At 73.6% G+C, this 25,955-nt stretch carries 23 protein-coding genes; 11 read left to right on the top strand and 12 right to left on the bottom strand.

Going from position 1 to position 25,955, the window contains the following annotated elements; translation table 11 throughout:
* Positions 1-84 precede the first annotated feature (84 nt).
* Positions 85-1,533, top strand: coding sequence for a protoporphyrinogen oxidase (gene hemG / locus P2424_RS21165; RefSeq protein ID WP_276477332.1), 1,449 nt, complete (start codon positions 85-87; stop codon positions 1,531-1,533).
* A gap of 32 nt (positions 1,534-1,565) precedes the next feature.
* Complete coding sequence (hemQ, locus tag P2424_RS21160) at positions 1,566-2,282, top strand: hydrogen peroxide-dependent heme synthase (RefSeq protein WP_276477331.1); 717 nt, start codon at positions 1,566-1,568, stop codon at positions 2,280-2,282.
* A gap of 7 nt (positions 2,283-2,289) precedes the next feature.
* Here hemQ and P2424_RS21155 read toward each other — a convergent pair whose 3' ends face one another.
* From P2424_RS21155 to zapE, 4 genes are all read right to left on the bottom strand, one after another.
* Positions 2,290-3,936 carry an alpha/beta hydrolase gene (locus P2424_RS21155; protein ID WP_276477330.1) on the bottom strand — a complete coding sequence of 549 codons (1,647 nt, stop codon included), beginning with the start codon at positions 3,934-3,936 and terminating at the stop codon, positions 2,290-2,292.
* Positions 3,937-4,187: 251 nt separating this feature from the next.
* Positions 4,188-4,892, bottom strand: a complete 705-nt coding sequence (locus tag P2424_RS21150; protein WP_276477329.1) for a peptidyl-tRNA hydrolase — start codon at positions 4,890-4,892, stop codon at positions 4,188-4,190.
* A gap of 152 nt (positions 4,893-5,044) precedes the next feature.
* The gene (locus P2424_RS21145) at positions 5,045-6,451 is read right to left on the bottom strand and encodes an alkaline phosphatase PhoX (RefSeq protein ID WP_276477328.1); all 1,407 of its coding nucleotides are present in this window, start codon (positions 6,449-6,451) and stop codon (positions 5,045-5,047) included.
* Positions 6,452-6,602: 151 nt separating this feature from the next.
* Positions 6,603-7,715 (bottom strand): cell division protein ZapE, encoded by a 1,113-nt coding sequence (gene zapE, locus P2424_RS21140; protein ID WP_276477327.1) that lies wholly within the window; start codon positions 7,713-7,715, stop codon positions 6,603-6,605.
* Positions 7,716-7,787: 72 nt separating this feature from the next.
* Here zapE and P2424_RS21135 point away from each other — a divergent pair, with 72 nt between their 5' ends.
* From P2424_RS21135 to P2424_RS21110, 6 genes are all read left to right on the top strand, one after another.
* On the top strand, positions 7,788-8,609 hold the full coding sequence (locus P2424_RS21135) for a pyrimidine reductase family protein (RefSeq protein ID WP_276477325.1): 822 nt from the start codon (positions 7,788-7,790) through the stop codon (positions 8,607-8,609).
* 101 nt (positions 8,610-8,710) lie between these two features.
* Positions 8,711-9,181 (top strand): hypothetical protein, encoded by a 471-nt coding sequence (locus tag P2424_RS21130; protein ID WP_019358861.1) that lies wholly within the window; start codon positions 8,711-8,713, stop codon positions 9,179-9,181.
* Positions 9,182-9,359: 178 nt separating this feature from the next.
* Positions 9,360-10,775 carry a UDP-N-acetylmuramate--L-alanine ligase gene (gene murC / locus P2424_RS21125; protein ID WP_276477324.1) on the top strand — a complete coding sequence of 472 codons (1,416 nt, stop codon included), beginning with the start codon at positions 9,360-9,362 and terminating at the stop codon, positions 10,773-10,775.
* A gap of 59 nt (positions 10,776-10,834) precedes the next feature.
* Positions 10,835-11,242, top strand: coding sequence for a peptide-methionine (R)-S-oxide reductase MsrB (msrB, locus tag P2424_RS21120; RefSeq protein ID WP_276477323.1), 408 nt, complete (start codon positions 10,835-10,837; stop codon positions 11,240-11,242).
* A 164-nt stretch (positions 11,243-11,406) separates the two neighbouring features.
* A complete protein-coding gene (locus P2424_RS21115) occupies positions 11,407-11,850 on the top strand; it encodes a hypothetical protein (protein ID WP_276477322.1) in 444 nt (147 codons plus the stop codon).
* Between the two features lie 206 nt (positions 11,851-12,056).
* Complete coding sequence (locus tag P2424_RS21110; protein WP_276479057.1) at positions 12,057-13,541, top strand: MFS transporter; 1,485 nt, start codon at positions 12,057-12,059, stop codon at positions 13,539-13,541.
* Between the two features lie 38 nt (positions 13,542-13,579).
* Here the strand turns inward: P2424_RS21110 and lpdA are convergent, their stop codons facing one another.
* Positions 13,580-15,007 (bottom strand): dihydrolipoyl dehydrogenase, encoded by a 1,428-nt coding sequence (gene lpdA / locus P2424_RS21105; RefSeq protein WP_276477321.1) that lies wholly within the window; start codon positions 15,005-15,007, stop codon positions 13,580-13,582.
* Between the two features lie 151 nt (positions 15,008-15,158).
* Here lpdA and P2424_RS21100 point away from each other — a divergent pair, with 151 nt between their 5' ends.
* The 3 genes from P2424_RS21100 to P2424_RS21090 all read left to right on the top strand — a co-directional run bounded on the left by P2424_RS21100 (position 15,159) and on the right by P2424_RS21090 (position 19,149).
* On the top strand, positions 15,159-16,055 hold the full coding sequence (locus tag P2424_RS21100; protein WP_276477320.1) for a LysR family transcriptional regulator: 897 nt from the start codon (positions 15,159-15,161) through the stop codon (positions 16,053-16,055).
* A 349-nt stretch (positions 16,056-16,404) separates the two neighbouring features.
* Entirely contained in the window at positions 16,405-17,736 is a 1,332-nt protein-coding gene (locus tag P2424_RS21095; protein WP_276479056.1) for an SAV2148 family HEPN domain-containing protein, read from the top strand.
* 174 nt (positions 17,737-17,910) lie between these two features.
* Complete coding sequence (locus P2424_RS21090; protein WP_276477319.1) at positions 17,911-19,149, top strand: S8 family peptidase; 1,239 nt, start codon at positions 17,911-17,913, stop codon at positions 19,147-19,149.
* A gap of 164 nt (positions 19,150-19,313) precedes the next feature.
* Here P2424_RS21090 and P2424_RS21085 read toward each other — a convergent pair whose 3' ends face one another.
* The 7 genes from P2424_RS21085 to cysC form a co-directional block, all read right to left on the bottom strand.
* On the bottom strand, positions 19,314-20,093 hold the full coding sequence (locus P2424_RS21085; RefSeq protein WP_276477318.1) for a sirohydrochlorin chelatase: 780 nt from the start codon (positions 20,091-20,093) through the stop codon (positions 19,314-19,316).
* On the bottom strand, positions 20,093-21,049 hold the full coding sequence (locus tag P2424_RS21080; protein ID WP_276477317.1) for an ABC transporter permease: 957 nt from the start codon (positions 21,047-21,049) through the stop codon (positions 20,093-20,095). Before P2424_RS21080 ends, P2424_RS21085 begins: the two co-directional genes overlap by 1 nt.
* Entirely contained in the window at positions 21,036-21,815 is a 780-nt protein-coding gene (locus P2424_RS21075) for an ABC transporter ATP-binding protein (protein ID WP_276477316.1), read from the bottom strand. The genes P2424_RS21080 and P2424_RS21075 overlap by 14 nt, the downstream gene beginning before the upstream one ends.
* 6 nt (positions 21,816-21,821) lie before the next feature.
* Positions 21,822-22,943, bottom strand: a complete 1,122-nt coding sequence (locus P2424_RS21070; RefSeq protein ID WP_276477315.1) for an ABC transporter substrate-binding protein — start codon at positions 22,941-22,943, stop codon at positions 21,822-21,824.
* A 176-nt stretch (positions 22,944-23,119) separates the two neighbouring features.
* On the bottom strand, positions 23,120-24,469 hold the full coding sequence (locus P2424_RS21065) for a GTP-binding protein (RefSeq protein ID WP_276477314.1): 1,350 nt from the start codon (positions 24,467-24,469) through the stop codon (positions 23,120-23,122).
* 2 nt (positions 24,470-24,471) lie between these two features.
* The gene (gene cysD, locus P2424_RS21060; RefSeq protein ID WP_276477313.1) at positions 24,472-25,407 is read right to left on the bottom strand and encodes a sulfate adenylyltransferase subunit CysD; all 936 of its coding nucleotides are present in this window, start codon (positions 25,405-25,407) and stop codon (positions 24,472-24,474) included.
* Positions 25,404-25,946 carry an adenylyl-sulfate kinase gene (gene cysC, locus P2424_RS21055; protein WP_276477312.1) on the bottom strand — a complete coding sequence of 181 codons (543 nt, stop codon included), beginning with the start codon at positions 25,944-25,946 and terminating at the stop codon, positions 25,404-25,406. The genes cysD and cysC overlap by 4 nt, the downstream gene beginning before the upstream one ends.
* Between the last annotated feature and the right edge of the window lie 9 nt (positions 25,947-25,955).

Genomic DNA, 25,955 nt, shown 5'->3' with positions numbered 1-25,955 from the left:
GGGCGGGCCGTGCCGCCACCGGACCTGCTGCCCTTACCAGGGCCCACGCTATGCGCCGGAACCCGTTCTGCGAGACTTGCCCGTATGCACGTACTCGTCATCGGGGGCGGAATCTCCGGGCTGGCCGCCGCGCACCAACTGCTGGCCCTCGGTAGGCGGGTGACCGTGCTGGAGGCCGCCGGCCGCCTCGGAGGCAAGCTGCTCACCGGCAGCATCGCGGGCGCCGCCGCCGTCGACCTGGGTGCCGAGTCGCTGCTGGCGCGCCGCCCCGAGGCCGTGGAGCTGGCCCGCGCCGTCGGACTCGGCGGGCAGCTCCAGCCGCCGTCCGTCGCCGGAGGAGCGATCTGGACCCGCGGCGCGGTGCGCGCCATGCCCCGGGGCCACCTGATGGGCGTGCCGGGCGACCCGGCCGCACTCGGCGGAGTGCTCTCGCCCGAGGGGCTGGCCCGGATCGCCGAGGACGGGAGGCTGCCGCGCACCGAGGTCGGCGACGACGTGTCGGTGGGCGGCCATGTGGCGCGGCGACTGGGCCGCGAAGTCGTCGACCGGCTCGTGGAACCCCTGCTCGGCGGGGTGTACGCCGGTGACGCCCACCGGATCTCGATGCGTGCCGCCGTGCCGCAACTGTTCGAGGCCGTGCGCGCGGAGCGCTCCCTGCTGGCCGCCGTCCGCGCCGTGCAGGACCGTGCCGCGGCCCGGCCGGGCCCCGCGGGGCCGGTCTTCATGGGGATCGAGGGCGGCGTCGGCAGGCTCCCCCTCGCCGTGGCCGAGGCGTGCGCGGAGCAGGGCGCCGACATCCGGCTGAACACGCCGGTGCGCGAGCTGCGCCGGGTGGCCGCCGACGGCGGCGGGCCGGGGTGGCTCGCGGTGACCGATCACGAGGCGCTGCCCGCCGACGGTGTCGTGCTGACAGCGCCCGCGGCGGCCGCGGCCCGGTTGCTGGCCCCGCACGCTCCCACCGCCGCCACGGCGCTCGACGAGGTCGAGTACGCCTCGATGGCCCTGGTCACACTGGCCTTCCGGCGGTCGGAGGCGGACCGGGTCCCGGATGGGAGCGGCTTTCTGGTGCCGCCTGTCGACGGCCGCGCCATCAAGGCCGCGACCTTCTCCGCGCACAAATGGAGCTGGGTCGCGGCACAGGACCCCTCGCTGTTCGTGCTGCGCACCTCGCTGGGCCGGTACGGCGAGGAGCGGATGCTGGAGCGGGACGACGCCGAACTGGTCGAGCTGTCCCTGCGCGATCTGCGTGCCGCCACCGGGTTGGACGCGCGCCCCGTGGACTCCGTCGTCTCCCGCTGGGACCGCGGCCTGCCGCAGTACCCGGTGGGCCACCTCGACCGGGTCGCCGCCGTCCGCGCCGCCGTCGGCGCGGTGCCGGGCCTGGCCGTGGCCGGTGCGCTGTACGAGGGGGTGGGGGTGCCCGCCTGCGTGGCGGGCGGCCGGCGCGCGGCGCACGAGGTAGTGGAATCGGCCGGGCCCGCCGAGCCGGGCGACGCGAACGCCGGCACCGCTGAACGACGCCGACACCGCTGAACAACGCTGCATAACGGTGAATGAGGAAAGTGATGACTGAGGCACCGCACAAGGAGCCCAACGCGGGCAAGAAGGCCAAGGACCTGAACGAGGTCATCCGCTACACCCTCTGGTCGGTCTTCCGGCTGCGCGACCTGCTGCCCGAGGACCGGGCCGGATACGCGGACGAGGTCGAGGAGCTGTTCGCCGGGCTCGCCGAGAAGGACGTGGTGGTCCGCGGCACCTACGACGTCTCCGGACTGCGGGCGGACGCCGATCTGATGATCTGGTGGCACGCCGAGGACTCCGACGCACTCCAGGACGCCTACAACCGGTTCCGCCGCACGGCGCTGGGCCGGGCGCTGGAACCCGTCTGGTCGAACATGGCGCTGCACCGCCCCGCCGAGTTCAACAAGTCGCACATCCCGGCGTTCCTGGCCGACGAGGAGCCGCGCGCCTACGTGAGCGTCTACCCGTTCGTACGCAGCTACGAGTGGTACCTGCTGCCGGACGAGGACCGCCGCCGGATGCTCGCCGACCACGGCAAGATGGCCCGCGGCTTCCCCGACGTCCGCGCCAACACCGTGCCCGCCTTCTCGCTGGGCGACTACGAGTGGATCCTCGCCTTCGAGGCGGACGAGCTGTACCGCATCGTCGACCTGATGCGGCACCTGCGCGGCTCCGAGGCGCGACGGCACGTGCGGGAGGAGATCCCCTTCTACACCGGCCGCCGCAAGCCGGTCGCCGAACTGGTCGCCGGGCTGGCGTAGCCCGTCCTCAGCGGGCGGCCCGGGTGTTGGAGGCGGGCTTGGCGGCGCGCCGGGAGCCGGGTTCGGGCGCGGGCCGCGCCGCGCACTCGGCGTCGGTGCCCGGCGTCCTGCCCTCGAACAGGTACCGCTCGATGTGCCGGTCCACGCACGGGTTGCCGCCGCTCACCCCGTGGTTGCCCGCGCCGCGCTCGGTCACCAGCGAGGAGCCGGCCAGCCGGCGCCGGGTCTCCAGCGCGCCCTCGTAGGGGGTGGCCGCGTCCCGGGTCGCGGCCACCAGCAGCACCCCGGGCAGCTCGCCCGGGTCGGTGTGCACCCGCAGCGGCTCCGCGGGCCGGGTGTGCCAGTAGGCGCACGGCAGGTTCATCCAGGCGTTGTCCCAGGTGTTGAACGGGGCCACCGCCGCCGTCGCGGTGTTGTCCCGGTCCCAGCGGAGCCAGTTGCGCGGCCAGGGAGCGTCCTGGCACTCGACCGCGTTGTAGACGGCGTTGCCGTTCTCCTCGCTCTTGGCCGCCGCCATGTCGGGTGCGGCCCTCTTCACCAGCGGTTCCGGGTCGCCCTTGCGGAAGGCGGAGAGCGCCCGCGCGTACGGCGCCCAGGTCGCGTCCGCGTACCCGGTGACCAGGTAGGCGGCCAGCAGCTCCTTGGAGCCGACCGTCCCGCCCGCGGGTTTCCGGTCCACGGCGGCCCGCACGGCGTCGAAGGACTTCTGCACCTGCCGGGCGGTGGCGCCCAGCCGGTAGGTGTCCTCGTGCCGGGCGACCCAGGTCTTCCAGTCCTCCCAGCGCCGCTGGAAGGCGCGGTTCTGGTCGAGGTTGGCCTGGTACCAGACGCTGTCGCGGGACGGGTCGACGACGCTGTCGAGTACGAGGCGGCCGACGTGGGAGGGGAAGAGCGTGGCGTAGGCGGAGCCGATGTAGGTGCCGTAGGAGACACCGAGGTAGCTGAGCCGGTGTCGGCCCAGCGCGGCCCGCACGACGTCCAGGTCGCGGGCGTTGTTCGGCGTGGTGTAGTGCCGCAGCCGGTCGGGCTGTGCCTCGGCGCAGCCGGCGGCGTAGGAGGCGGCCCGTTCGTTCATGGTCTGCTTGAAGGCCCAGGACGGGTGTGCGGGGGAGCGGTTGGGCCCCTGGAGGAACTCCTCGGGGTCCTGGCAGGAGAGCGGGTCGGAGCGGCCGACACCGCGGGGTGCGTAGCCGATGAAGTCGTAGCGGGCGTTGAGGCGCTTCCACAGCCCGCCCAGGCGCGGGTAGAGGGGGAAGCTCATCCCGCTGCCGCCCGGCCCGCCCGGGTTGTAGACCAGGGGGCCAAGCCGTCGGTCCGGCTCTCCGGTGGCCCGGGCTCTGCTGACCGTGAGGGAGAGGTGGGTGCCGTCCGGTCGCGTGTAGTCCACCGGGACCCGGACGGTGCCGCACTCGACGGACTTGGGGAGATGCTCGGCGGCCGGGCAGTGCCCCCACCGGATACCGGCGGCCGCGGCGTCCTCGGCGGCCTCTGCGACCCCGGCCGCCGCCGGGCCCCCGGCGGCGGTCGCGGTCCCGGCCGGCTCCGCGGCGCGGCCGGGCCGGTGGTGGTCGCCGCCGGGCGGTGCCGCCGCTGCGGCGGGCGCCAGTACGAGGGCCAGGGCACCGAGGGTGGAGGGGATCGCTGCTGCGCGCACTGGGGCTCCCGCTGGGTGTCGCTGTCGCTCCGTCAGCCGTGCCCGCGGGCACCGCCGTTCATATCGGATGCTCAGCGGCTCATACGTAGATGTAAAGCATCGCCTCGCGGTGTCGCGGAACGCCCCTCGTACGGGTCTTCACAGCCCGTACCGCCGCAGTGGGACACGCGTCAGGGGCACGTCAGAGGGCGGCGGCTCGGCTCAGGTCCCGCAGTGGTCCGGTGCCGGGCCGGCGGCGCCCGTGGGGCGGCTCAGCCTCGGGTGCGCAGCGCCGGATGCTCGGCGACGACAGTGCAGGACCCGGGGGCGACCTCGGTGAACCCGGCATCGCGCACCACGGGCAGGCCACCGCCGGTCAGCTCGCTCCAGTGCGCCCGGTCCCGGGCCGGGCGCACCGCCAGCGGGAAGCCGTCCCGCCGCCACGCCGTGCGCTCCGCGGCGTCCAACCGCCACCAGGCGAGCTGCGCGCCGTGGCCGGACTGTGCCATGGCCTTTCCGGCGGACATCTCCACCTCCGGATTCAGCCACAGCACAGGCGTACCGGGGGCGGGGACTCCGGGCGGCAGCGGGTCCGCCAGCTCCGTCCCCGAGACCTGGAGCCGCGCGAGTTCCTTGGGCCAGCCGTCCAGCGGAACCGGTGGGAAGACCCGCACCTGTGCCGCCTCCCCGGACACGGTGATCCCCGGGAGCTCCTCCGCACGCCGCCACTCGGCACCCCGGGCCCGCCGGACGACCTTGCGGATCTGCAACTCCTCCCAGCGCGTCACCCGCTCGTGCCACTCGCCCGCCGGCTCGGTCGTGCGCGGATCGGCCAGCAGGGTGAGCACCGCCCGGGCCGCGGTCTGCAGCGCGTCGGTCCGGGTGGGCGGCTCGGCGCGTTCGATCCGCGCGACGAGGGGCAGGACGAAACGCTCGGGCTCCGCTGGGCCGGTGTCGGGAGTGTCTGGAACGGTCACCCGTTCAGTCTGCCAGCGGCCGGATGCGCGCCGGCGGGCGGTCCGCGGCCGGTGGGGGAGTCGGCCGGGGCGGCGGCTTCGGGCGGCGGGGGTGCTCCCGGCCGGGAGCACCCCCGCCCCCGCGGATGCGGGACCGGCTCAGCAGCCCGGGCTCAGTGCTTCCAGGGCCCGGTTACCGCGAAGGTGGTACCCGGCGTGTAGCAGTTGACGTACATCGTGCGGCCGTCCGGCGCGAACGTCACGCCCGCGAACTCGCCCCACGCCGGGTCCTCCGGGGTGCCGATGTTCTGGGCACCCCGCGCCATCGGGTAGACCGTGCCCCGCCGGGTGACGCCGAAGACGTGCTGGGCGCCCGCGCCGTCCTCGCACACCATCAGCCCGCCGCTGGGGGCCAGGCAGATGTTGTCCGGCTCCTCGCCCGGGAGCTGCACGTCCGTGTCGGGGCCGAAGACCACGACGAGGGTGAGGCGGCGCCGGCGCGGGTCGTAGCGCCAGATCTGGCCGAAGTGGTCGCCCTGCGAACCCTCAGCCGTGCGCGCGTAGCTGGAGACGAAGTAGACGCAGGAGCCGCCCCAGTAGCAGCCCTCCAGCTTCTGCGCGTGGGTGATGCCGCCCTTGCCGAAGTCCTGGAGGCGGATGGGGGTTTCGGCCGCCAGCGGATCGGGGACCTCCACCCACTCGATCCGGTCGAAGGAGGTGCCCGTCTCGGTGACGGCGGACAGGTCGGGCACGCCGGGCACCCGCATGGCCTCCAGCCTGCCCCCGGCGTGCAGTGAACCGTAGCCGCCCTTGGGCTTCCTGGGCAGGAAGCGGTAGAAGAGGCCGAAGGGTTCGTCGAAGGCGTCCTCGGTCTCGTAGACGACGCCGGTGTGCGGGTCGAAGGCGACGGCCTCGTGCTGGAAGCGGCCCATCGCGGTGAGCGGTTCGACGGAGGTGGGGCGGCGGCGGTCGAAGCCGACCTCGAAGACGAAGCCGTGGTCCTTGGTGTAGCCCTCCTCGCTGGCCCGGTACTCGGTCTCCTCGCAGGTCAGCCAGGTGTCCCAGAGGCTGGGCCCGCCGGCGCAGTTGGTGGAGGTCCCCGCGATGCCGACGCGTTCGGCCAGCACGTCGTTGTCGCCGTCCAGTTCCAGGACCGTGCAGCCGCCCTCGCCCGCCGGGTCGTAGGTCAGCCCCTCGACGGTGGGGACCGGGACCCGCGACTCCATCCGGTTCTCGTGGTTGCGCACCAGCCAGGTGCGCTCCCTGCCATGGCCGTGGCCGTGGTGGCCGTGTCCGTGGCGTCCGCCCGCGAAGGCGGCCATGCCGTCGCAGTTGCTGGGGACCGGGCCCTCACCGGAGCGGAGCGGGTCGCCCTCGCGGGAGAGCACCTTGTAGCGGAAACCCTTGGGCAGGTCGAGCAGTCCGTCGGGGTCGGGTACGAGCGGGCCGTAGCCCGCGCTGCCGCCGGTGGCCTGAGCCACGGCGGTCCCTGTGAACAGTTCCGAGAGCGCGCCGCTGAAGGCGACTGCCGCTCCGGCGGCTCCGGTTCTTGCCAGCGCTTGACGTCGGGTCGTGGGCATCGGGCACTCTCCCCTGTTGGCGGACAGGTGACCCGAGTGTGTGTACCACGCGCACCAGTGTGCGCACAGCGCTCAGGACACGACCGGCGCGAACTGGGCACCGGACGGTATGCACGGCGCGGGGACGCTCCATGGCGGGGGCGCCGCGGGGTCAGCCCTCCGCACCGACCAGCGCGCCGCCGTCGCGGGCGAGCGCTGTCAGCCGGGAGATCGCCCGGAAGTACTTCTTGCGGTAGCCGCCCTTGAGCATGTCCTCGCCGAACAGTTCGTCGAAGGGCACGCCCGAGGCCAGCACGGGTATCTCCCGGTCGTAGAGCCGGTCGGCGAGCACCACCAGGCGCAGGGCCGTCGACTGGTCCGGAACCGGCGCCAGGTCGGTCAGGCAGACGGCCCGCACGTCCTCGACCAGCGCGCCGTAGCGGCTGGGGTGGACCCGGGAGAGGTGGCCCAGCAGCGCCGGGAAGTCGTCGAGCGAGGCTCCCGGTATCCGCCGCGCGGCGCCGGTGACCTGCTCCTCGGCGTACGGCTCGGGAGCCTGCGGCAGCCCTCGGTGGCGGTAGTCCTCGCCGTCGATGCGCAGGGTGCGGAAGTGCGCCGAGAGGCCCTGGATCTCGCGCAGGAAGTCGGCGGCGGCGAACCGCCCCTCGCCCAGCTTGCCCGGCAGCGTGTTCGAGGTCGCCGCCAGTGCCACACCGTTCTCCACCAGCTTGGCCAGCAGGCTGGAGACGAGCACGGTGTCGCCGGGGTCGTCGAGCTCGAATTCGTCGATGCACAGCAGCTGGTGGTCGCCCAGGGTGCGCACGGTCTGCTGGAAGCCCAGCGCGCCCACCAGGTTGGTCAGCTCGACGAAGGTGCCGAACGCCTTGCGCTCGGGGGCGGCCGGTGCGGCGTGCCACAGCGAGGCGAGCAGGTGTGTCTTGCCGACGCCGTAGCCGCCGTCCAGGTACACACCCCGGGGTCCGGCGGGGGCGGCCTGCTTCGGCGCCCGCCGGAACCAGCGCCTGGGGCCGCTGCCGCCGGTCCGCGCGGCGCCGCCGAGGCTCTCGGCGAATCCGCCGAGCACCGTGACCGCCTCGCTCTGGCTCGGTTGGGCCGGGTCCGGGAGATAGGTGGCGAAGCGCACACTGTCGAAGCGCGGCGGCGGCACCATCTCGGCCACCAACTGGTCGGCCGGGACGTGCGGCTCGCGTGCGGTGAGGGCGGCGGGGGCGCCGCCGGGGGAGTCGGAGCCGGCCTCGGATATGTGCGCTGCGGTCGTTGACACGATTGTCATGCTAGTCGGCTCACCCCTGCGGGCGTGCCGCTCACCGGGCGTGCGCCGTGCCACACTGCGCGCATGCAACGCCTGTTCCCATCCCGCACAGCCCCGGTCTCCCCCTCACCTGCCTCCGGAGCAGCGGCCCCCGCGCCGGAGTGGAGCCTCGAGGAGATCGCAGCGGAGTACGCCTATCCGCCGGTGGGCGGGGGAGCCGAGGAAGCCGCGCGGTGGCTGCGCGGCAACATGGTCGCCTCCCTGGACGGTGCCATCCACCATGGCGGGCGCTCCCAGCCGCTCTCCTCGCCGGCCGACATGCGGATCTTCGGCGTGCTGCGGGCGCTCGCCGACGTGGTGGTCGTCGGCGCCCGGACCGTGCGGCAGGAGGGCTACCGGCCCGCCAAGCAGCGCCGGGCCTTCGCCGAGCGGCGCGCCGCCGCCGGACAGCCGCCCGCACCGGTCATCGCCGTGGTCTCGGCCGGGCTGGAGCTGGACTTCTCGGCTCCACTGTTCACCGAGCCCGTCGTACCCACCCTGGTGATCACCGGGGGCGGCGCGCCGCCGGACCGGGTGGAGCGCGCCCGGCAGGCCGGTGCGGAGGTGGTCTTCGCGGGTGAGGGCGGCAACGCCGACCCGGCCCGGGTGCCGGGCCTGCTCGCGGACCGGGGGCTGCGCAGGCAGTTGACCGAGGGCGGTCCCACCTTGCTCGGGGAATTCGCCGATGCGGGGGTACTCGATGAACTGTGCCTGTCCATCGCACCCAGGGTCGTCGCCGGGTCCGCTCCGCGGATCATGAACGGGCCCGTGCTGCCCGACCCCGACGCGTACGCGCTGGAGGGGGTGCTGGAGGAAGAGGGATTCCTCTTCACCCGCTACCGTCGGTCGCGAAGCATTGCGGAATGAGACGTTCCGCTTTTCGTGTCGCTGGGCAGACTGACAACCGCAGGACCCTTGGGAGTACGGGGCCGCAGGGTTTCTTTCCGACCGGAGGAGGAGCGCCAGTCGTGATCACGACAGTGCTGATGATCGAGAAGCCGCTGGTGGCGGCCGACACCGAGATGGTGACGACGCTGCACGGCGAGGAGACCGTCTCCTTCGTCGTGCTCCTGCAACCGCGCGGCGACCAGGACCGGCTGCTGCGGGCGCTGGACGACGTCGCGCTCGGCGAACTGGAGCAGGTGGTGCGCGAGGCCGACGAGCCGGAGGGCGGAGAAGCCGTCGGGCCCGCCGAGCAGGCTCTGGAGCTGTCCCTCAAGCACCTCAGAGACGCGGGCTGCGAGGCGGTCGGCCAGATCATCGAGGACCACCCGCTGGACGTCCTGAAGTCGGTCGCGGAGCAGACCCGGGCCGACGAGGTCATCGTGCTGACCGCTCCGCACCTGGTGGAGGAGTTCTTCCACCGGGACTGGGCCTCCCGGGCCCGGCACAAGGTGGGCGTTCCGGTACTGAAGCTGTTCGCGCACAACGAGGAGTGAGCCCGGCCGCCCCCGCGCCTCCGGTGCCCACGGGCCCGGAGGCGCGGGCGCGCACCCGGCGCGGAGCGGCCGGGGCTCACGTGAGGTGGCGGCCCGCACCGCATAGGCTTGCGCCGTCCCCCGTCTGCCGCGCCCGCGCGTGTGCGGCGCCCGCCCGAGCCAGCCAGGAGAAGTCCGTATGACCGCTGCCGCCACCCCCTCCCTCCCCTCCGCCATGGAGCGGCCGCACTTCATCGGGATCGGCGGCGCGGGGATGTCCGGTATCGCGAAGATCCTGGCGGTGCGCGGTGCGCGGGTCGCGGGCAGCGACGCACGCGAGTCCGCGACGGCCGACGCGCTGCGCGGCTTCGGGGTGACCGTCCATGTGGGGCACGCCACCGCGCACCTGGCGCCGGACGCCACGACGGTGGTCGTCTCCAGCGCGATCCGCGAGGACAACCCCGAGTTGGTCGAGGCGAACCGGCGCGGGCTCCCGGTGCTGCACCGCGCCGACGCGCTGGCCGCGCTGATGGCGGGGCTGCGGCCGCTGGCCGTGGCCGGCACGCACGGCAAGACGACCACCACCTCGATGCTCGCCGTCAGCCTCGCCGACCTGGGCCTGGACCCCTCGTACGCGATCGGCGGCGATCTGGAGGGGCCCGGTTCCAATGCGCACCAGGGCACCGGGGAGATCTTCGTCGCGGAGGCGGACGAGAGCGACCGCAGCTTCCACAAATACCTGCCCGAGGTCGCCATCGTCCTCAACGTGGAGCTCGACCACCACGCCAATTACGCCTCCATGGAGGAGATCTACACCTCCTTCGAGACGTTCGTGGAGCGCGTGGTGGACGGCGGCACCCTCGTGGTCTCCGCCGACCACGACGGGGCGCGGGAACTGGTCCGCAGGCTGCGCGCCACCCCACGCGACCGCGCGCTCACCATCCGCACCTACGGCGTCGCCGAGGACGCCGACGTACGGGTCCCCAAGATCACACCGAGGGGGCTGGCCAGCGAGGTCACCGTCGTACTCGACGGCGAGGAGCTCACTTTCGACGTCTCGGTGCCCGGCAACCACTACGCGCTCAACGCGGTGGCAGCGCTCACGGCGGGTGCGGCGCTCGGCGTGCCCGCCGCGGAGCTGGGACGCGCGCTGGGCTCCTACACCGGCGTCAAGCGCCGCCTCCAGCTCAAGGGGCTCACCGGCGGCGTCCAGGTGATCGATTCCTACGCCCACCACCCCACCGAGATGACCGCCGACCTGGAGGCCATCCGCGGCGGCGCGGAGGACGGCCGGGTACTGGTGGTCTTCCAGCCGCACCTCTTCAGCCGCACCCAGGAACTCGGCAAGGAGATGGGAGAGGCGCTGTCGCTGGCCGACGGCTCGGTCGTGCTGCCGATCTACCCGGCGCGCGAGGACCCCATCCCGGGCGTGACCAGCACGCTGATCACCGACGCGGCGCAGGCGGCGGGCGCCGCCGTGCGGCCCATGGCCACCCCGGACGAGGCGGTCGAGGCGGTCGTGGGAATGGCGGAGCCCGGCGATCTCGTTCTCACCATGGGCGCGGGTGACGTCACGGAGCTGGGTCCGCGGATTCTCGCCCGGCTCGCCGAATGACGCTCACGTCCGCACGGCCCGCTCCGGGCCCGTATCCCGAACAGCGCTGAGGAGCCGAGATGGCCTACGAGATCGACAAGACCGAGGAGCAGTGGCGCGCGGAGCTGACGCCCGAGGAGTACCAGGTGCTGCGCGAGGCCGGTACGGAGCGTCCCTTCACCGGGGAGTACACCGACACCGAGACCACCGGTGTCTACTCCTGCCGGGCCTGCGGCGCCGAGCTGTTCCGCTCCGGAACCAAGTTCGCCTCCCACTGCGGCTGGCCCAGCTTCTACGACCCGGCGGACTCGGACGCCGTCGAGCTGCTGACCGACCGCTCCATGGGCATGGTCCGCACAGAGGTGCGCTGCGCCCGCTGCGGCTCCCACCTGGGCCACGTCTTCGAGGGCGAGGGCTACCCGACCCCAACCGACCAGCGGTACTGCATCAACTCCCTCTCCCTGCGGCTGGAGCCCACCGAGGGCTGACGTCCGAGCCCGGTTGCGGAGTGCCGGGGTGCCCTGATGCCCGCAGCGTTCGGGAGGCCCCCTGCCGTGGAGGGGGCCTCCCGTACGGCAGGGCGCCGACAGGGGCCGCGATTCCCCGATGCAGTACGCTCCCGGCACTCGTCGGACGCCGTGCAGGGGGACTCATGCGATTCGAGAAGTCGATGCGTGCGGAGCACGCGCATCTGCAGTTGGACGGCGAAGCGGCGAGAGCCCCCGCACAGTGGCGGGCTCCCCTCGGCGGACATCCCGCGCTGATCTGGCTGCTCGTCGCGGCGGGCTTCCTCGTTGCCGCCGGGCTGTCGCTGTGGACCGGCATCGAGGCGCGGGACGCCGCTGCCGTGGACGGGGAAGGTGCGAGGCGCCCGCCGGTGCAGTGCGGCTCGGTGCTGAGCCCGGCCAGTTGGAGTGCGGACAAATGGGACAATACCGCGGTGCAGTGGCACACGCGGGTGTGTGACACGGCGCGGATCACCCGGCTCGGTTGGACCGGCATCTTCGGGACGGGCGGTATGGCCGTGCTGATCGTCGCGGTGGGCGTGGGCGCCCGGCGGCGCGACGGATCGGTGCCGGGCCCGGGCTCCCCCTGACCTGTCGAACGCTTTTCCGGCCCCCGGCTCCCAGCGGAATACGAGGCGGTCCCGGGCAGTTCATTTGTACGCTGCATGTTGCTGGTCGAACGCGACTGCCGGCACCGCCGGCGGCAGCGATGGACGCTTCGGCAGGGACTCGACAGCTCAACAGGGAGAGGACGGAACGCGTGGGGGAGAGCAGTACAGCGGGGGCGGGCGGGCCGATACGGGCGGCGGAGAGCGAGCGCTGGATCGTCCCCGTACTGGCGTTCGGTGGAATCTCCGTCGCCGTCATGCAGACACTGATCGTCCCGATCGTCGCACGGCTGCCCGCCCTGCTGGACACCTCCACCTCCAACGCCTCCTGGGTGATCACCTCGACGCTGCTCGCGGGCGCGGTCGCCACGCCCATCATGGGCAGGCTCGGGGACCTGTACGGGAAGCGCCGGATCGTGCTGCTGAGCCTGGGCCTGATGGTCCTGGGCTCGCTGGTGTGCGGCCTCACCTCGGCACTGGTACCGATGGTCGCCGGGCGGGCCGTGCAAGGGTTCGCGATGGGGGCCATCCCGCTGGGCATCGGCATCATGCGGGACGCGCTGCCGCCCGAACGGCTGGGCTCGGCGATGGCGTTCATGAGCTCCTCGCTCGGCGTGGGCGGCGCGCTGGGTATGCCGCTGGCCGCCTACGTGGCGCAGTACACCGACTGGCACATGCTCTTCTTCGGCTCCGCCGGGATCGGCGCGCTGGCCATGCTGCTCGTCGCGCTGCTGGTACCCGAGTCCCCGCTGCGGGCCCCGGGCCGCTTCGACGTGCTGGGAGCCCTGGGGCTGGCGGCCGGGCTGGTGACACTGCTGCTGCCCATCTCCAAGGGCGGCGACTGGGGCTGGTCCAGCCCGACGGTGCTGGGGCTGTTCGCCTCGTCCGCCGTGCTCTTCGCCGGATGGGGGATGCTGGAGCTGCGGACCGCGGATCCCCTGGTGGACCTGCGGACCACCGCCCGCCGTCAAGTACTGCTGACCAACCTCGCCTCCATCATGGTCGGCCTCGCCTTCTACGCGCTCACCCTCGTCCTGCCCCAGCTCCTGCAACTCCCCGCCGCCACCGGCTACGGGCTGGGGCAGTCCATGGTCGTCTCCGGGCTGTGCGTGGCTCCCATGGGCCTCGCGATGATGGCGGTCTCCTCGCTGTCCGCGCGGCTCTCCAGGGCGCGCGGGCCCAAGGTGTCGCTGATGACCGGGCTGGTCGTGCTGGCCGCCTCCTATCTGCTGGGGACGCAGCTGATGGCCGCCGTGTGGCAGACGGTCGTGCTGTCCGTGCTGATCGGCGTGGGCATCGGCATCGCCTACTCCGCGATGCCGGCACTCATTCTCGGCGCCGTCGACCCGTCCGAGTCCGGCGCCGCCAACGGGCTGAACACTCTGATGCGGTCGATCGGGACCTCGACCTCCAGCGCGGTCGTCGGCGTCGTCCTCGCCCGGATGTCGATCCCCCTGGGCCCCACCCGGGTGCCCGACCTGGACGGCTTCCGCACGGCGTTCCTCATCGCGGCGGGCGCCGCGCTGCTGGGGCTGGGGATCGCGGCGTTCCTCCCCTCGTCGACCGGCGCCGAGCGGCGCACGGAGGCGGTGCCCGTGCCGGGCAGGGGCCCCGGTCCGGAGGTGGCTCTCGCCCGGGATGCCGAGAGCCCCGCGGGCCTGCGACGGCCGTGACCGGGCGCAGGGGTCGCGCCGCCGGCTCCGCCCCCGGCTCACCGGTGCTGGTGCAGCCCGCGCCCCGCCAGCGTCAGGAAGGTCTCGCCCACCGCCTCGCTCAACGTCGGGTGCGGGTGGATGTGCTGGGCGATGTCCGCGGGTGACGCGTCCCAGCCCACCGCCAGTTGGGAGGCGCTGATCATCTCCGAGACGTGCGGGCCCACCAGATGCACCCCCAGCACCCGGCCCCCGGGGCCCGGTTCGGCGACGACCTTCGCCATGCCGTCCTGGCCGTGCACCATGCCCTTGGCCGTGGCGGCCAGCGGCAGCACGTTGACCGCCGTCTCGTATCCGGCGGCTGCCGCGGCCTCCTCGCCGAGCCCGACCGACGCCGTCTGCGGTGCCGAGTAGGTCACCCGCGGCACGGCGGCGTAGTCCACCGGTCGGGGCGAGAGCCCGGCCAGTACCTCCGCGACCACCAGCCCCTCCGCGAACGAGGCGTGCGCCAGCCCCGGGGAGGGCGGCGGCAGCAGGTCGCCGACGACGTGCACACCGGGAACGGCGGTCTCCAGCGTGGCCCAGTCGGCGGGCGGCAGATGGCCCCGCGCGTCCGTCGCCAGACCGGCCGCCGCCAGATCGAGCCCGTCGGTGACCGGGACCCGGCCCACGGCGACCAGCAGCCGCTCCGCCGCGACCGCGGACTCCCCGCCGCGCGCCGACCGCACCCGCGCCCGGACCCCGTCGTCCGCCCGGTCGGCGGCCAAGAGCCGGGCGCCGGTCAGTACCGTGATGCCGCGCTTGCGCAGCGCGCGGGCCAACCGGCGCCCGACGTCCGCGTCCTCCAGCGGCAGCAGCCGCTCCGCCGCCTCCACCAGCGTGACCTCGGCTCCCATGGAGCGGTGGAACGAGGCGTACTCGACCCCGATCGCGCCGCCGCCCAGTACCAGCACGCTCCGCGGCAGTTCGGCCGCGAACAGTGCGTCGTCACTGGTGACGACGTGCTCCCCGGCGGTCTCCAGGCCCGTCAGGGTCCGGGGGCGGGAACCCGTAGCCAGGACGAGACCGCGTCGCGCCGTCCACCGGGTGCCGGCTTCGCCGGGGGCGTCGATCCGGACGGTGCGCGGACCGGTCAGCGCGGCGGTGCCCCGCACCACGGTCACTCCCGCGGCCGAGAGTTGCCCCTCCACGCCCTGGTGGTTGCGCGCGACGATGGCGTCGCGGGTGGCGGTCAGCGCCTTCCAGTCGATGCCCTCCAGCCTCGACGCGACCCCCCAGCGTTCGCGCGCCTCCGCGATGCCGTCGACCAGTTCGGCGGCGTGCAGCATGGCTTTGCTGGGCACACAGCCGCGATGCAGGCAGGTGCCGCCGACCAGGTCGCGTTCGACGAGGGTGACGCCGAGTCCGAGGTGCGCGGCGCGGAGTGCGGTGCTGTATCCGCCCGTTCCGCCGCCGATGACGATGACATCCGTGGTGTTCCCGCTCATGGCCTCAGGCTTCCGCCGCCGGTTCGATGAGTCCAACGCAATGATTCGATGCTCGTGATGAAGAATGTTCATGGCTTCTCGTCGCGGGCCCGCAGCGCACGCCCGGGTGCGGCGGAGCGGGCGAGAGAGCCGCGAAGAGCGGGAGGGCACTGTGAGTCTGCGGCAGATGGAGTACCTCGTGACGGTCCTCGAGGAGGGCTCCTTCACCCGTGCCGCCGAGGCGCTGCACGTCACCCAGTCCGCGCTCTCGCACCAGATCAAGGCCCTGGAGCGGGAGGTGGGCGGGCCGCTGCTGGAGCGGCTGCCGCGCAGCGTGCGGCCCACCCCCATGGGCCGCGCCTTCCTCCCGGACGCCGAACTCGCCGTCCGTAGCTGGCGGCAGGCCCGTCGGGCGGCGCGGGCCGCGGCCGGTGCCGAGGGCGGCGAGCTGGAGATCGCCACCGTGCACGGTGTCGCGGTCGGCGTGCTGACCGGGGCCGTGGCGCGGATGCGGCGGCTCCACCCGCGGGTGACGCTGCGGCTGCGCGAGTACGCGACGGAGGACGACCTGTACGAGCAGATGGCCCGCGGGGTCGCCGACCTCGCCGTCGGCTATCGGAACGACGCCTGGACAGGCCCCTGCTGGGAGATCGGCGAGGAGCGGATCGTCCTCGCAGTGCCGCCGGACGACCCGCTGTGCGACCGCGCCGGCTCCGACGCCGGACGCGTACCGGTCGGCCTGGCGGAGCTGGCCGACCGCGGCTGGGTGCGGTGCGGGATGGAGCCCCGGATCGAGGGGCGCCCCTTCGTCGATCTGGTCTGCGGCCGGGCCGGGTTCGTGCCGCGGACGGCGCTGCGGGTCGAGCACGCGACGACCGCCGCGCGGATGGCTGCGGCCGGCGCGGGTATCTGCCTGGTCGCGGAGCATCTGGCCCCCGCCCTCGTGCCGGCCCGGCAGCTCGTCCCCGTCGGGCCTCCGTGGCGCCGCCCGCTGATCGCCTTCAGCCGGGCGGAGCCGACCGGGGCGGCGGAGGCCTTCCTCCGTGTGCTGCGGGAGGAGCGCCGGTGACGGCGCGGCGCGTGGCGGGTGTGAATTCCTGGTACCGGTCCTGTCCGGGTGCTGGCGCGAAGCAGCCGCGAGGCGGTAGGACGGGGCGTGGACCGATTCCGGGAAGGAGCGCGCAGCCAGGCGGACGCCGTCGTGCCGCCCGGTCGGCACGCTCCGGGCGCGGGACACGGGCCCTGCGTCGCGCGCGCTGCGGCGCCCGCCTCCGCCGCTGCCGCCGAGCCGTCCCCCGGGAGCCGGCCGGACCCCGTCCACCCGTACGAGCACGGGAAGTTGACAGGTGTTCCGGGTGCACCCGCGGGGGCGGCCGAAGTAGTCTTCCTTGATCGAACAGCGGGGGCCGAGAGCGGGTGTGGAAGGCGGTGCGCAGTTGGGCGCGGGAGGGCTTGAACTCCCCCCAGGCGACGGCGGTGAGGAGCCGGAGGGCGGCCCTGCCGGTGAGGCCGGAGCGGCGGACGATCCGGGCGGCGGGCTCGGCCTGGGGGGACCTCCCGGCCGGAGCCTGGGAGGCGCCGGGCAACCCGGCGCTGTCCCGCTGGCCCGGCCCATGGAGATCGGCGCGGACGTGGGGTGGGGCGAGGAGGACTGGGCCGAGGTACGCACCCGGGCGCAGCGCGCCGGGCGGGCGTATGTCTGGCTGAACCTGGTCGAACAGCGGATGCGGGCGGTGGTCGCCGCCGTGCTGCGGCCGATCTACGAACCGGTGCACGGCCACGAGTGGGTGATCGCGGCGGCCGGGCCCGCCGGGCAGGAGTGGGTGCAGCGGGCCGTGGCGGTACGGGAGGTCAGCCGCCGGAAGGGCTATCTGCTCGACCCGGCCGACGACACCCTCATCTCCTTCCTGACCCTGCCGCAGTTGCGCGAGCTGATGGTGCAGCACTGGCCCTGCTTCGAGCCCTACTTCGAGGGCCGCCGCGAGGTGGAGCTGGCGCTGGACGAGCTGGAGGTCGCCCGCAGCGCGGTGGCCCGCAACCGGGCCCTGTCCGAGACGGTGCTCGCGCAGGCCGAGCGGATGTGCCGGCGGCTGCTGGAACTGCTGGGGGCCGCGCCCGAGGGGGCGGCCGCGACGGGCCGGCTGCCGGTCGACGCCGTCGAGGAGCTGGTGGGGGACCGCTTCTGCGACGTGGTCGGCGTGCACAGCGACCGGGTGCGGCTGCAGCGCCAGCTCCCCGCCGAGGACCTGTTCGGCGGGGCGCGGCGGCTGGACGCCATCGGTATCGGTCTCAACCTGCTGGTGCAGAACTACAGCGGGCGGCGGCTGGTCCGGCTGGCGGAGGCGGGCTGCCGGGTGCGGCTGCTGTTCCTGAACCCGGCCAGCAGCGCGGTCAAGCGGCGGGAGCGCGAACTCGGACTGAAGAAGGGCGAGCTGGCCCGCTCGGTGGAGACCAACATCCTGCACATGCGCAGGGTGCGCTCCCGACTGCGCGACCAGGCGGCCTTCGAGATCCATGTCTTCGACGAGACCCCGCGGTTCACCGCGTACCTGGTGGACGGGGACGGCGCGGACGGACTGGCGGTCGTCCAGTCGTATCTGCGGGGCGCGCGCGGGATGGAGACGCCGGTCCTGGTGCTGCGCGGGCCGGGCCGCACGGTGTCCGCGCGCGGTGTGGGCGAGGGCGTGCTCTTCCCCACGTACCGGGAGGAGTTCGACGCCTTCTGGGCCGACTCCCGTCCGGTGTCCTAGCCGTCCGAGCCGGGGCGCGGCTGGGCGGCCGGCCCGGGGGGTGTGGCCCACGAGGCAAGCGGTGTCGTGCGTCACAGTCCGCCAAGTCACTTGAGCCGCACCGGGCAATCCGACAGGGTTTCGAAACGATCCACCGCGGATCGCCGGACCGCACACTCGGAGGACTCCCTCGGCATGGCACACCACGGGGCACGCCACACGAAACGCCGGATATCCGTCGCGCTCGGCGCCGCTGTCGCCGTCGCGGGCGGAGCGACGCTGCTGACGCTCCCCGCCGACGCCGCGCCCCCCGAGGGCACCGTCCTGGGCGCGGGGGCCCGGGGCTCGGTCGAGGGCGACTACATCGTGCTGCTGAAGCGGGACGCCGCCGCCGGTACCCGCGCCGCGGCCGCCACCGAGGCCCGCGACCTCGCCGGGAAGTACGGCGGAAAGGTCGAGCACACCTACCATGCCGCGCTGGACGGCTGGTCCGCCAAGGGGCTCAGCGCCCGGGACGCCCGGCGCCTGGCGGCGGACGACAGGGTCGCGAAGGTCGTCCAGAGCCGCGTGATCACCGGCCAGGAGACCCAGGCCGAGCCGCCGTCCTGGGGACAGGACCGGGTCGACCAGCCCACACCGGAACTCGACGAGAAGTACACCTACCCCGACAGCGCGGGCGAAGGCGTCACGGCATATGTGGTCGACAGCGGCGTACGCGTCAGCCACGAGGACTTCGGCGGCCGCGCCGTCGACGGCTACGACGCCGTGGACGACGACACGACCGCGCAGGACGGCGCCAACCACGGCACGCACGTCTCCGGCACCCTCGCGGGCACCGAGTACGGCATCGCCAAGAAGGCGAAGGTCGTCGCCGTGCGCATCCTGGGCGACGACAACAAGGGCACCACGGCAGACGCCGTCGCGGGCATCGACTGGATGATCGAGGACCACAAGGACGACGGCGGCCCCGCCGTGGCCAACATGAGCATCGGCGGCTTCAAGGACTATGCGCTGGACGAGGCCGTCGAGCGGGCCGTCGACGCGAACATCACCTGCGTGGTGGCCGCCGGCAACGACGGCGGCGACGCCTCCGCCGCCTCCCCGGCCCGGGTGCCGGAGGCCCTCACCGTCGCCGCGAGCGACCAGCAGGACCGGCGCACGGAGTTCTCCAACTACGGCAAGAGCGTCGACCTGTTCGCGCCGGGCATCGATGTCGTCTCGGCCAGCAACAAGAACGACACCGCCAAGATGGCCGGGTGGGGCACCTCCATGGCCACCCCGCACGTCGCGGGAGCCGCGGCCCTCTATCTGAGCGGACACCCGGACGCCACCCCGGCACAGGTCACCGAGGCGCTGCTCGACGGCACCACCGAGGGCGCCCTCTCCGGTATCGGCGACGGGACGCCCAACAAACTACTGCGCGTGGTCAGGTGACACACATTCACGGTCAATTCTGAGCCCTGTCCGTGCGTAACCCCGGAATTCCGGGTAAGCGCACCTCCAGGCCCGCCGCGCCCTTCCCCCACGGGGCACGGCGGGCCTGTTGCGTGCCCGGGAGGCGGCGCCCGCCCGGCGGTCGCCGCCGGATACGTCGCGGATCAGGCCGCGGCGCCGACCGCCGCGCTCCCGCCGGAGGCGACCGCCGTGTAACGCTCCAGAACCACCCGCGCCACCTCCGGCGCGGCACCCAGTACCGGCGCGAGCACCTCGGCACCGGCCTCCCGGGCACCGGCCACGATCCGGTCGGGCAGTCGGCCCGGGGCCAGCACGTAGGGCGCGACGGCCACCCGGCGGACACCGGCGGCGCGCAACTCCCGCACCGCGTCGGCCGTACCGGGTCGAGCAGCGGAGGCGAACGCAGGTCGCACGGCACACCAACCGGTGGTTCGCCGCCACTCCCGCGCCATGTCGGCGATCACTGCGCTCGCCTCCGGGTCCGAGGAACCGGCGGACGCCAGGACGACGCCGGTCGAGGGCGCGTCGCCGGGGCTCAGCCCGGCCGCGCACAGCCGCCGCTCCAGGGCGGCGGTCAGCAGGGGGTGCGGGCCGAGCACCGCCGACTGCCGGACGGTCAGTTCCGGCAGCGCGGCGGCCACCTCGGCCAGTACCGCGGGGAGGTCCGTCTTCGCGTGGAAGGCCCGGGTCAGCAGGAGAGGAACGGCGACGGCCTCGCGCACCCCCGCAGCGTGCAGCTCCGCCAGCGCGGCGGGCACCGAAGGGGAGTCGAAGTCCAGATAGCAGGCCGCCACCCGGACGCCGGGCAGCAGCAGCCGGACCCGCGCGGCGAGCGCCCCGACCGTCGCGGAGTGCCGTGCGTCGCGGCTCCCGTGCGCGACGAGGAGCAGCGCAGGTGCGGAGGGGGACGGTGCGGAGAGCATCAGCGCAGCAACCCCCGGTGGCGCAGCACCCGCCGCTCGAGGGGCGCGAAGACGAGCAGTTCGATACCGATGCCCACCAGCAGGATGAGCAGGATCGCGCCGAGTACCAGCGGCATGTCCTGGTAGGCGCGCCCCGTCTCCAGCAGCCGTCCCAGCCCCACGCCCAGCTCGGGCGAGGTGGCGATCAGCTCGGCCGCCATCAGGGAGCGCCAGGAGAACGCCCACCCCTGTTTGAGCCCCGAGATGTAGCCCGGCAGCGCCGCGGGCAGCAGCACGTGCCGCACGCCGCGCAGTCCGGTGGCGCCCAGCACGGTGCCCGCGCGCAGGTGCAGCGGATCGATCCGGTCGACGCCCGCGACCAGGCCGTTGGCGATGGAGGGCACGGCACCCAGCAGTACCACGGCGTAGATCGTCGCGTCCGTCAGTCCGAACCAGATGATCGCCGCCGGTACCCACGCCACCGACGGCAGCGACTGCAGTCCGGAGAGGATCGGCCCGATGGCGGCCCGCACCGGGCCGACCCGCGCCACCAGCAGCCCCAGCGGGGTACCCGCCAGCAGCGCGACCGCGAAGCCCAGCGCACCGCGGGAGACGCTCTGCCAGACGATGCTCAGGATGGTGCCCTTGTACCACTCCTCGGCCAGCGCGTCCCACACCATCAGCGGGCTGGGCAACTGGTAGTCGGGCTTCAGCTGCAGCGCGAACGCGGCCTGCCACAGCCCCAGTACGAGGACGACCGCCACCAGCGGCGGCAGCGCCTTGCGGCGCAGCAGCACCGGCAGCGGGGTGCGGGCCGCGGTGCGGGTGTCGAGCGCGTCGAGCCCCGCCTCCAGTCCGGCCAGGTCCCCGCCGGGCGCGTCGTGCTGTTCCCGGCGGCCGGCGGCCGCCTCCGGCGCAGCGGCAGCCGGCGCCACCGGCCCTTCCTCGGTCTTCGGTCGCGTCTCAGTGTCGGCCATGGCGGCGGATCTCCCCCCGGAGCTCTTCGGTGATCTCGACGGACAGCGCGGCCACGTCCGCGTCCTCGATGCGGCGCGGGTGCGGAATGCCGACCTGCCACTCCCGGGCGACCCTCCCGGGCCGTGAGGAGAGCAGGACGACACGGTCCGCCAGGCGTACCGCCTCCCGGACGTTGTGGGTGACGAACAGGACGGCGACGTTCGTCTCCGCCCGGACACGGGTCAGCTCCTCGTGCAGCACATCCCGGGTGATGGCGTCCAGTGCGGCGAACGGCTCGTCCATCAGCAGCAGTTCGCTGTCCTGTGCCAGGGCGCGGGCCAGCGCGACCCGCTGCCGCATCCCGCCGGACAGCTCGTGAACCCGCTTGCGCTGCGCGCCCTTGAGCCGGACGAGCTCCAGCAGCCGCTCGGCCTCCGCCGGCCGCTCGGCCTTGGGCATCCCGCGCAGCTTGAGCGCCAGCTCGATGTTCCCGCCCGCCGTCAGCCAGGGGAAGAGCGCGTGCTCCTGGAACATCAGCGCCGGGCGCCCGCCGGGCACCTCGACGGCGCCCGCGCTGGGCGTGTCCAGCCCGGCCACCAGGTTGAGCAGGGTGCTCTTGCCGCAGCCGGAAGCGCCCAGCAGGGTGACGAACTCGCCGTCGGCGACGTCGATGCTGATGTCGTCGAGCACCTGCTGGGGGCCGAACGACTTGCAGACGTGCGTGAGCCGCGCTGCGGGGCGCGTCGTGGTGGTCGCGGTCACTGTCTCACCTCCTGCGGTGGTCATGGGCGCTCACCGCGCTCCGAGCCCGGCGTCCGACACGGTGGGGCGGCCTTCGCGCCGCAGTACCCGGTTCAGCGGGGCGAGGTCGTAGATCCCCTTCAGCCGCGGCTTCTCCAGCAGCCCGGCCGAGACCGCGTGGTCGGTCTGCTCGCGCAGCGTGGCGGCCAGCGGATCGTCGGTCACCTCGATCCGGGCGAAGGCGGAGTCGAGGACCTTGCCGGGCAGCGGCTTGCCCGCGTCCCGCCGCAGCGCCCGGTTGATACGTTCCTTGGCCGCCTCCGGGTGCGCACGGATCCACGTGTTGGTCCTCACCGAGCCGCGCAGCACCGCCTCGACCGCCTTCGGATGCTGCCGGAGGAAGTCCTGGCGCACCACCAGGTTGGTGGTGACGAACGACCCTCCCGGCCACAGCTTCTTCTCGTCCAGCAGGACCTTGCCGCCCCGGTCGGCCAGGACGGAGGCGGTCGGTTCGGGCACCCAGGCGCCGTCGATGCCGCCCTGCCGGAAGGTGGTGGGGATCTCCTTGTTGTCCTGCCGCAGTACCGAGGTGTCGCCCGCGCCCGTCTGCGGGTCGACGGTGAGGCCCTTGGTCTTGAGGTAGTGCAGCAGCGCGGCGTCCTGGGTGTTGCCCAACTGCGGGGAGGCGATGCGCTTGCCCTTCAGGTCGCCGAGTGAGGCGATCTTCCGCGGATCGACGACCAGCGAGGCGCCGCCGGAGGTGGCGCCGGACACGATGCGCAGATTCCTCCCGCCGGACTGGGTGTACCCGTTGACCGAGGGCGAGGGCCCCACCCAGGCCAGGTCCACGGCCTTGGCGTTGAGCGCCTCGATCGCCGCCGGACCCGCGTTGAACACCTGGGTGCGCACCCGGGTGCCGCCCAGCTCCTCCGGGATCTGCCCGCCCGAGCGCAGTCCGACCAGCGCCGTGGCGTGGGTGACGTTGGGGAAGTAGCCGATCCTCACCTCGTCCAGCCCGTCGACCTTGCGGCCCCCGGCGGCCGCCGGGTCGGCGTGCTCCACGGCCTTGGACCCGTAGCCGCAGCCCGCGGCGCACAGCAGCGCGGACACGACCAGCAGGGCGGCGCGGGTGCGGCCGGAGGAGCGGCTGCGCGGAGCGCGGAGACGGGGCACGGGGAAGTCCTCTCAAGCGGGGAAGTCGGACGTCGGCGGGGACGGTGCGCGCAGGTGGCGCTCGTCACCTGCCGCAGCGCCCCACTCCGCCCTGGCCGCTGCCGCGTGCGCCGCTGCCGATGCGGCCACCGGTCTGGTCGAAGGTCGAGAAGACCTCTCCTGGAATGCCCATCGGTCTAGAAGTCCCAGCCGCTGTCGGGTGCCTCGGCGGCCGGGATGTCCGCGTCGGCGAACGCTCCGCCGGCCATACCCGCGGTCAGCGTGCTGCCGTCGGCCGGATCGATCAGCAGGAACGATCCGGTGCGCCGCGAGTCGGTGTACGGGTCGACGGGCAGCGGCTCGGCGGTGCGCAGGACGACCCGGCCGATGTCGTTGGCGGCCAGTTCGCCGGGCTCCGGGTGCTGCGAGAGGTCGGCCAGGGTCAGCCGCGAGGGGATCTCCTTGACCAGCGCCTTGACGGTGCGGGTGGTGTGCTTGAGCAGCACCCGGTCGCCGGGCCGCAGCGGCCGGTCGTGCAGATGGCAGACGGTCGCGGTCAGATCCTGGCTCGGCCGCACCGAGGCGTCCGCGGGAGCGAGCAGGTCGCCTCGCGAGATGTCCAGGTCGTCGGCGAGCCGGACCGTGATCGACTGCGGGGCCCAGGCCACGTCGACCGGCCGGCCCAGCACGTCCAGCGCCTCGACGGTGCTGGAGCGGCCCGAGGGGTGGACGGTGACCCGGTCCCCGACGCGCAGCACGCCCGAGGCCAACTGGCCCGCATAGCCCCGGTAGTCGGGGTGTTCGGCGGTCTGCGGCCGGATGACGTACTGCACGGGGAAGCGGGCCGGGTCGTCGGTCGGGTCGTGGGTGACCGGCACCGTCTCCAGGTGCTCCAGCACGGTCGGCCCGCTGTACCAGTCCATGTGCGCGGAAGGCGCGACCACGTTGTCGCCCTCCAGCGCGGAGATCGGCACGGCCGTCACCTCCGGCACCCCGAGGGAGGTCGCGTAGCGGGAGAACTCGTCCGCGATCGCGGCGAAGACGTCCTCCGCGTAGCCCACCAGGTCCATCTTGTTGACGGCCAGCACCACGTGCGGGACGCGCAGCAGCGCCGCCACGGCGGCGTGCCGCCGGGTCTGCTCGACGACCCCGTTGCGCGCGTCCACCAGGACGACGGCCAGCTCCGCGGTGGAGGCGCCGGTGACCATGTTCCGGGTGTACTGCACATGGCCCGGCGTGTCCGCCAGGATGAACCGCCGCCTGGGTGTGGCGAAGTAGCGGTAGGCCACGTCGATGGTGATGCCCTGCTCCCGCTCGGCGCGCAGCCCGTCGGTGAGCAGCGCCAGGTCGGGTGCCTCCTGCCCGCGGGCCTGGGAGGCCCGCGAGACGGCTTCCAACTGGTCGGAGAGCACCGACTTGGAGTCGTGCAGCAGACGGCCCACCAGGGTGGACTTTCCGTCGTCGACGCTTCCGGCGGTGGCGAACCGCAGCAGCGAGGTGGCCGCCAGCGCCTCTGCGGCGTGGCCGGCTCCGGCTGTCGTACTCATCTCTAGAAGTAGCCTTCCCGCTTGCGGTCTTCCATCGCGGCCTCGGAGAGCTTGTCGTCCGCCCGGGTGGCGCCGCGCTCGGTCAGCCGGGAGGCGGCGATCTCCGTGATCACCTTCTCCACCGTGTCCGCGTCCGAGTCCACGGCGCCGGTGCAGGACATGTCGCCGACGGTGCGGTAGCGCACCAGGCGCTGCTCCACCCGCTCCCCGTCCGCGGGGCCGCCCCACTCGCCCGGGGCCAGCCACATGCCGGACCGGGAGAAGACCTCCCGGTGGTGCGCGTAGTAGATCGAGGGGAGCGCGATCTCCTCCCGCGCGATGTACTGCCAGACGTCCAGCTCGGTCCAGTTCGACAGCGGGAAGACCCGCACGTGCTCGCCCGGCGCGTGCCGTCCGTTGTAGAGCTGCCACAGCTCCGGGCGCTGGCGGCGCGGGTCCCAGCCGCCGAACTCGTCCCGCAGCGAGAAGACCCGCTCCTTGGCCCGCGCCTTCTCCTCGTCCCGGCGCCCGCCCCCGAAGACCGCGTCGAACCGGTGCTCGCCGAGGGCTTCCAGCAGCGGAAGCGTCTGGAGCGGGTTGCGGGTGCCGTCCGGGCGCTCGCGCAGCCTGCCGGCGTCGATGTACTCCTGCACCGAGGCCACGAACAGCCGCAGCCCGTGCTCGGCCACCGTCTCGTCGCGGAACCGCAGCACCTCGGGGAAGTTGTGCCCGGTGTCCACGTGCAGCAGCCCGAAGGGCGGCGGCGCCGGGGCGAACGCCTTCAGCGCCAGGTGCAGCATCACGATGGAGTCCTTGCCGCCGGAGAAGAGGATCACCGGCCGCTCGAACTCGCCCGCGACCTCGCGGAAGATGTGCACCGCCTCCGACTCCAGCGCGTCCAGATGCGTCAGCGCGAAGGGGTTGTCGGTCTCCTCCGGTGCGCTCACCGCCGTGGTCATAGCAGTCCCCTCTCCTTCAGCAGCGTGTGCAGGGCCGCGGCCGACTCCGCCACCTCGCGCCCGTGGGCGAGCAGGCGCAGATCCGGGTCGGCCGGCTCCTCGTACGGGTCGTCGACCCCTGTCAGTCCCGTCAGTCCGCCGGCTGCCTGCTTGGCGTACAGGCCCTTCACGTCCCGCTCCGAGCACACCTCGACCGGCGTTGCCACATGCACCTCCAGATAGGGGGTGCCCTCGCTCATGTGCCGCTTGCGTACCGCCTCGCGGCTGTCCGCGTACGGCGCGATCACCGGGACCAGGACGATCACGCCGTGCGAGGCCAGCAGTTCGGAGACGAAGCCGATGCGCTGCACGTTGGTGTCCCGGTCGGTCCGCGAGAAGCCGAGCCCCGCGGAGAGGAAGGTGCGGATCTCGTCCCCGTCCAGCACCTCGGTGCGGTGACCCTCGCCGCGCAGCCGCTCGGCGAGCGCCGTCGCGACGGTCGTCTTGCCCGCGCTCGGCAGGCCGGTCAGCCACACGGTCGCTCCGCGCGCCCCGCTCATCGGACCCCC

Origin of the sequence: Streptomyces sp. WMMB303, from assembly GCF_029351045.1 — a bacterium.
GTDB lineage: Bacteria > Actinomycetota > Actinomycetes > Streptomycetales > Streptomycetaceae > Streptomyces.
The sequence above is the reverse complement of the archived record's forward strand: the minus strand, read 5'-3'. Positions and strand labels throughout refer to the sequence as shown.

What these genes read in the sequence shown, in the direction of transcription:
- P2424_RS21080 (WP_276477317.1), bottom strand. Translation starts at nt 21,049, where the DNA reads ATGGCCGACACTGAGACGCGACCGAAGACCGAGGAAGGGCCGGTGGCG.
- P2424_RS21065 (WP_276477314.1), bottom strand. Translation starts at nt 24,469, where the DNA reads ATGAGTACGACAGCCGGAGCCGGCCACGCCGCAGAGGCGCTGGCGGCC.
- P2424_RS21135 (WP_276477325.1), top strand. Translation starts at nt 7,788, where the DNA reads ATGCAACGCCTGTTCCCATCCCGCACAGCCCCGGTCTCCCCCTCACCT.
- cysD (WP_276477313.1), bottom strand. Translation starts at nt 25,407, where the DNA reads ATGACCACGGCGGTGAGCGCACCGGAGGAGACCGACAACCCCTTCGCG.
- P2424_RS21115 (WP_276477322.1), top strand. Translation starts at nt 11,407, where the DNA reads ATGCGATTCGAGAAGTCGATGCGTGCGGAGCACGCGCATCTGCAGTTG.
- hemQ (WP_276477331.1), top strand. Translation starts at nt 1,566, where the DNA reads ATGACTGAGGCACCGCACAAGGAGCCCAACGCGGGCAAGAAGGCCAAG.
- msrB (WP_276477323.1), top strand. Translation starts at nt 10,835, where the DNA reads ATGGCCTACGAGATCGACAAGACCGAGGAGCAGTGGCGCGCGGAGCTG.
- cysC (WP_276477312.1), bottom strand. Translation starts at nt 25,946, where the DNA reads ATGAGCGGGGCGCGCGGAGCGACCGTGTGGCTGACCGGCCTGCCGAGC.
- P2424_RS21090 (WP_276477319.1), top strand. Translation starts at nt 17,911, where the DNA reads ATGGCACACCACGGGGCACGCCACACGAAACGCCGGATATCCGTCGCG.
- P2424_RS21075 (WP_276477316.1), bottom strand. Translation starts at nt 21,815, where the DNA reads ATGACCACCGCAGGAGGTGAGACAGTGACCGCGACCACCACGACGCGC.
- hemG (WP_276477332.1), top strand. Translation starts at nt 85, where the DNA reads ATGCACGTACTCGTCATCGGGGGCGGAATCTCCGGGCTGGCCGCCGCG.
- P2424_RS21145 (WP_276477328.1), bottom strand. Translation starts at nt 6,451, where the DNA reads ATGCCCACGACCCGACGTCAAGCGCTGGCAAGAACCGGAGCCGCCGGA.
- murC (WP_276477324.1), top strand. Translation starts at nt 9,360, where the DNA reads ATGACCGCTGCCGCCACCCCCTCCCTCCCCTCCGCCATGGAGCGGCCG.
- P2424_RS21085 (WP_276477318.1), bottom strand. Translation starts at nt 20,093, where the DNA reads ATGCTCTCCGCACCGTCCCCCTCCGCACCTGCGCTGCTCCTCGTCGCG.
- lpdA (WP_276477321.1), bottom strand. Translation starts at nt 15,007, where the DNA reads ATGAGCGGGAACACCACGGATGTCATCGTCATCGGCGGCGGAACGGGC.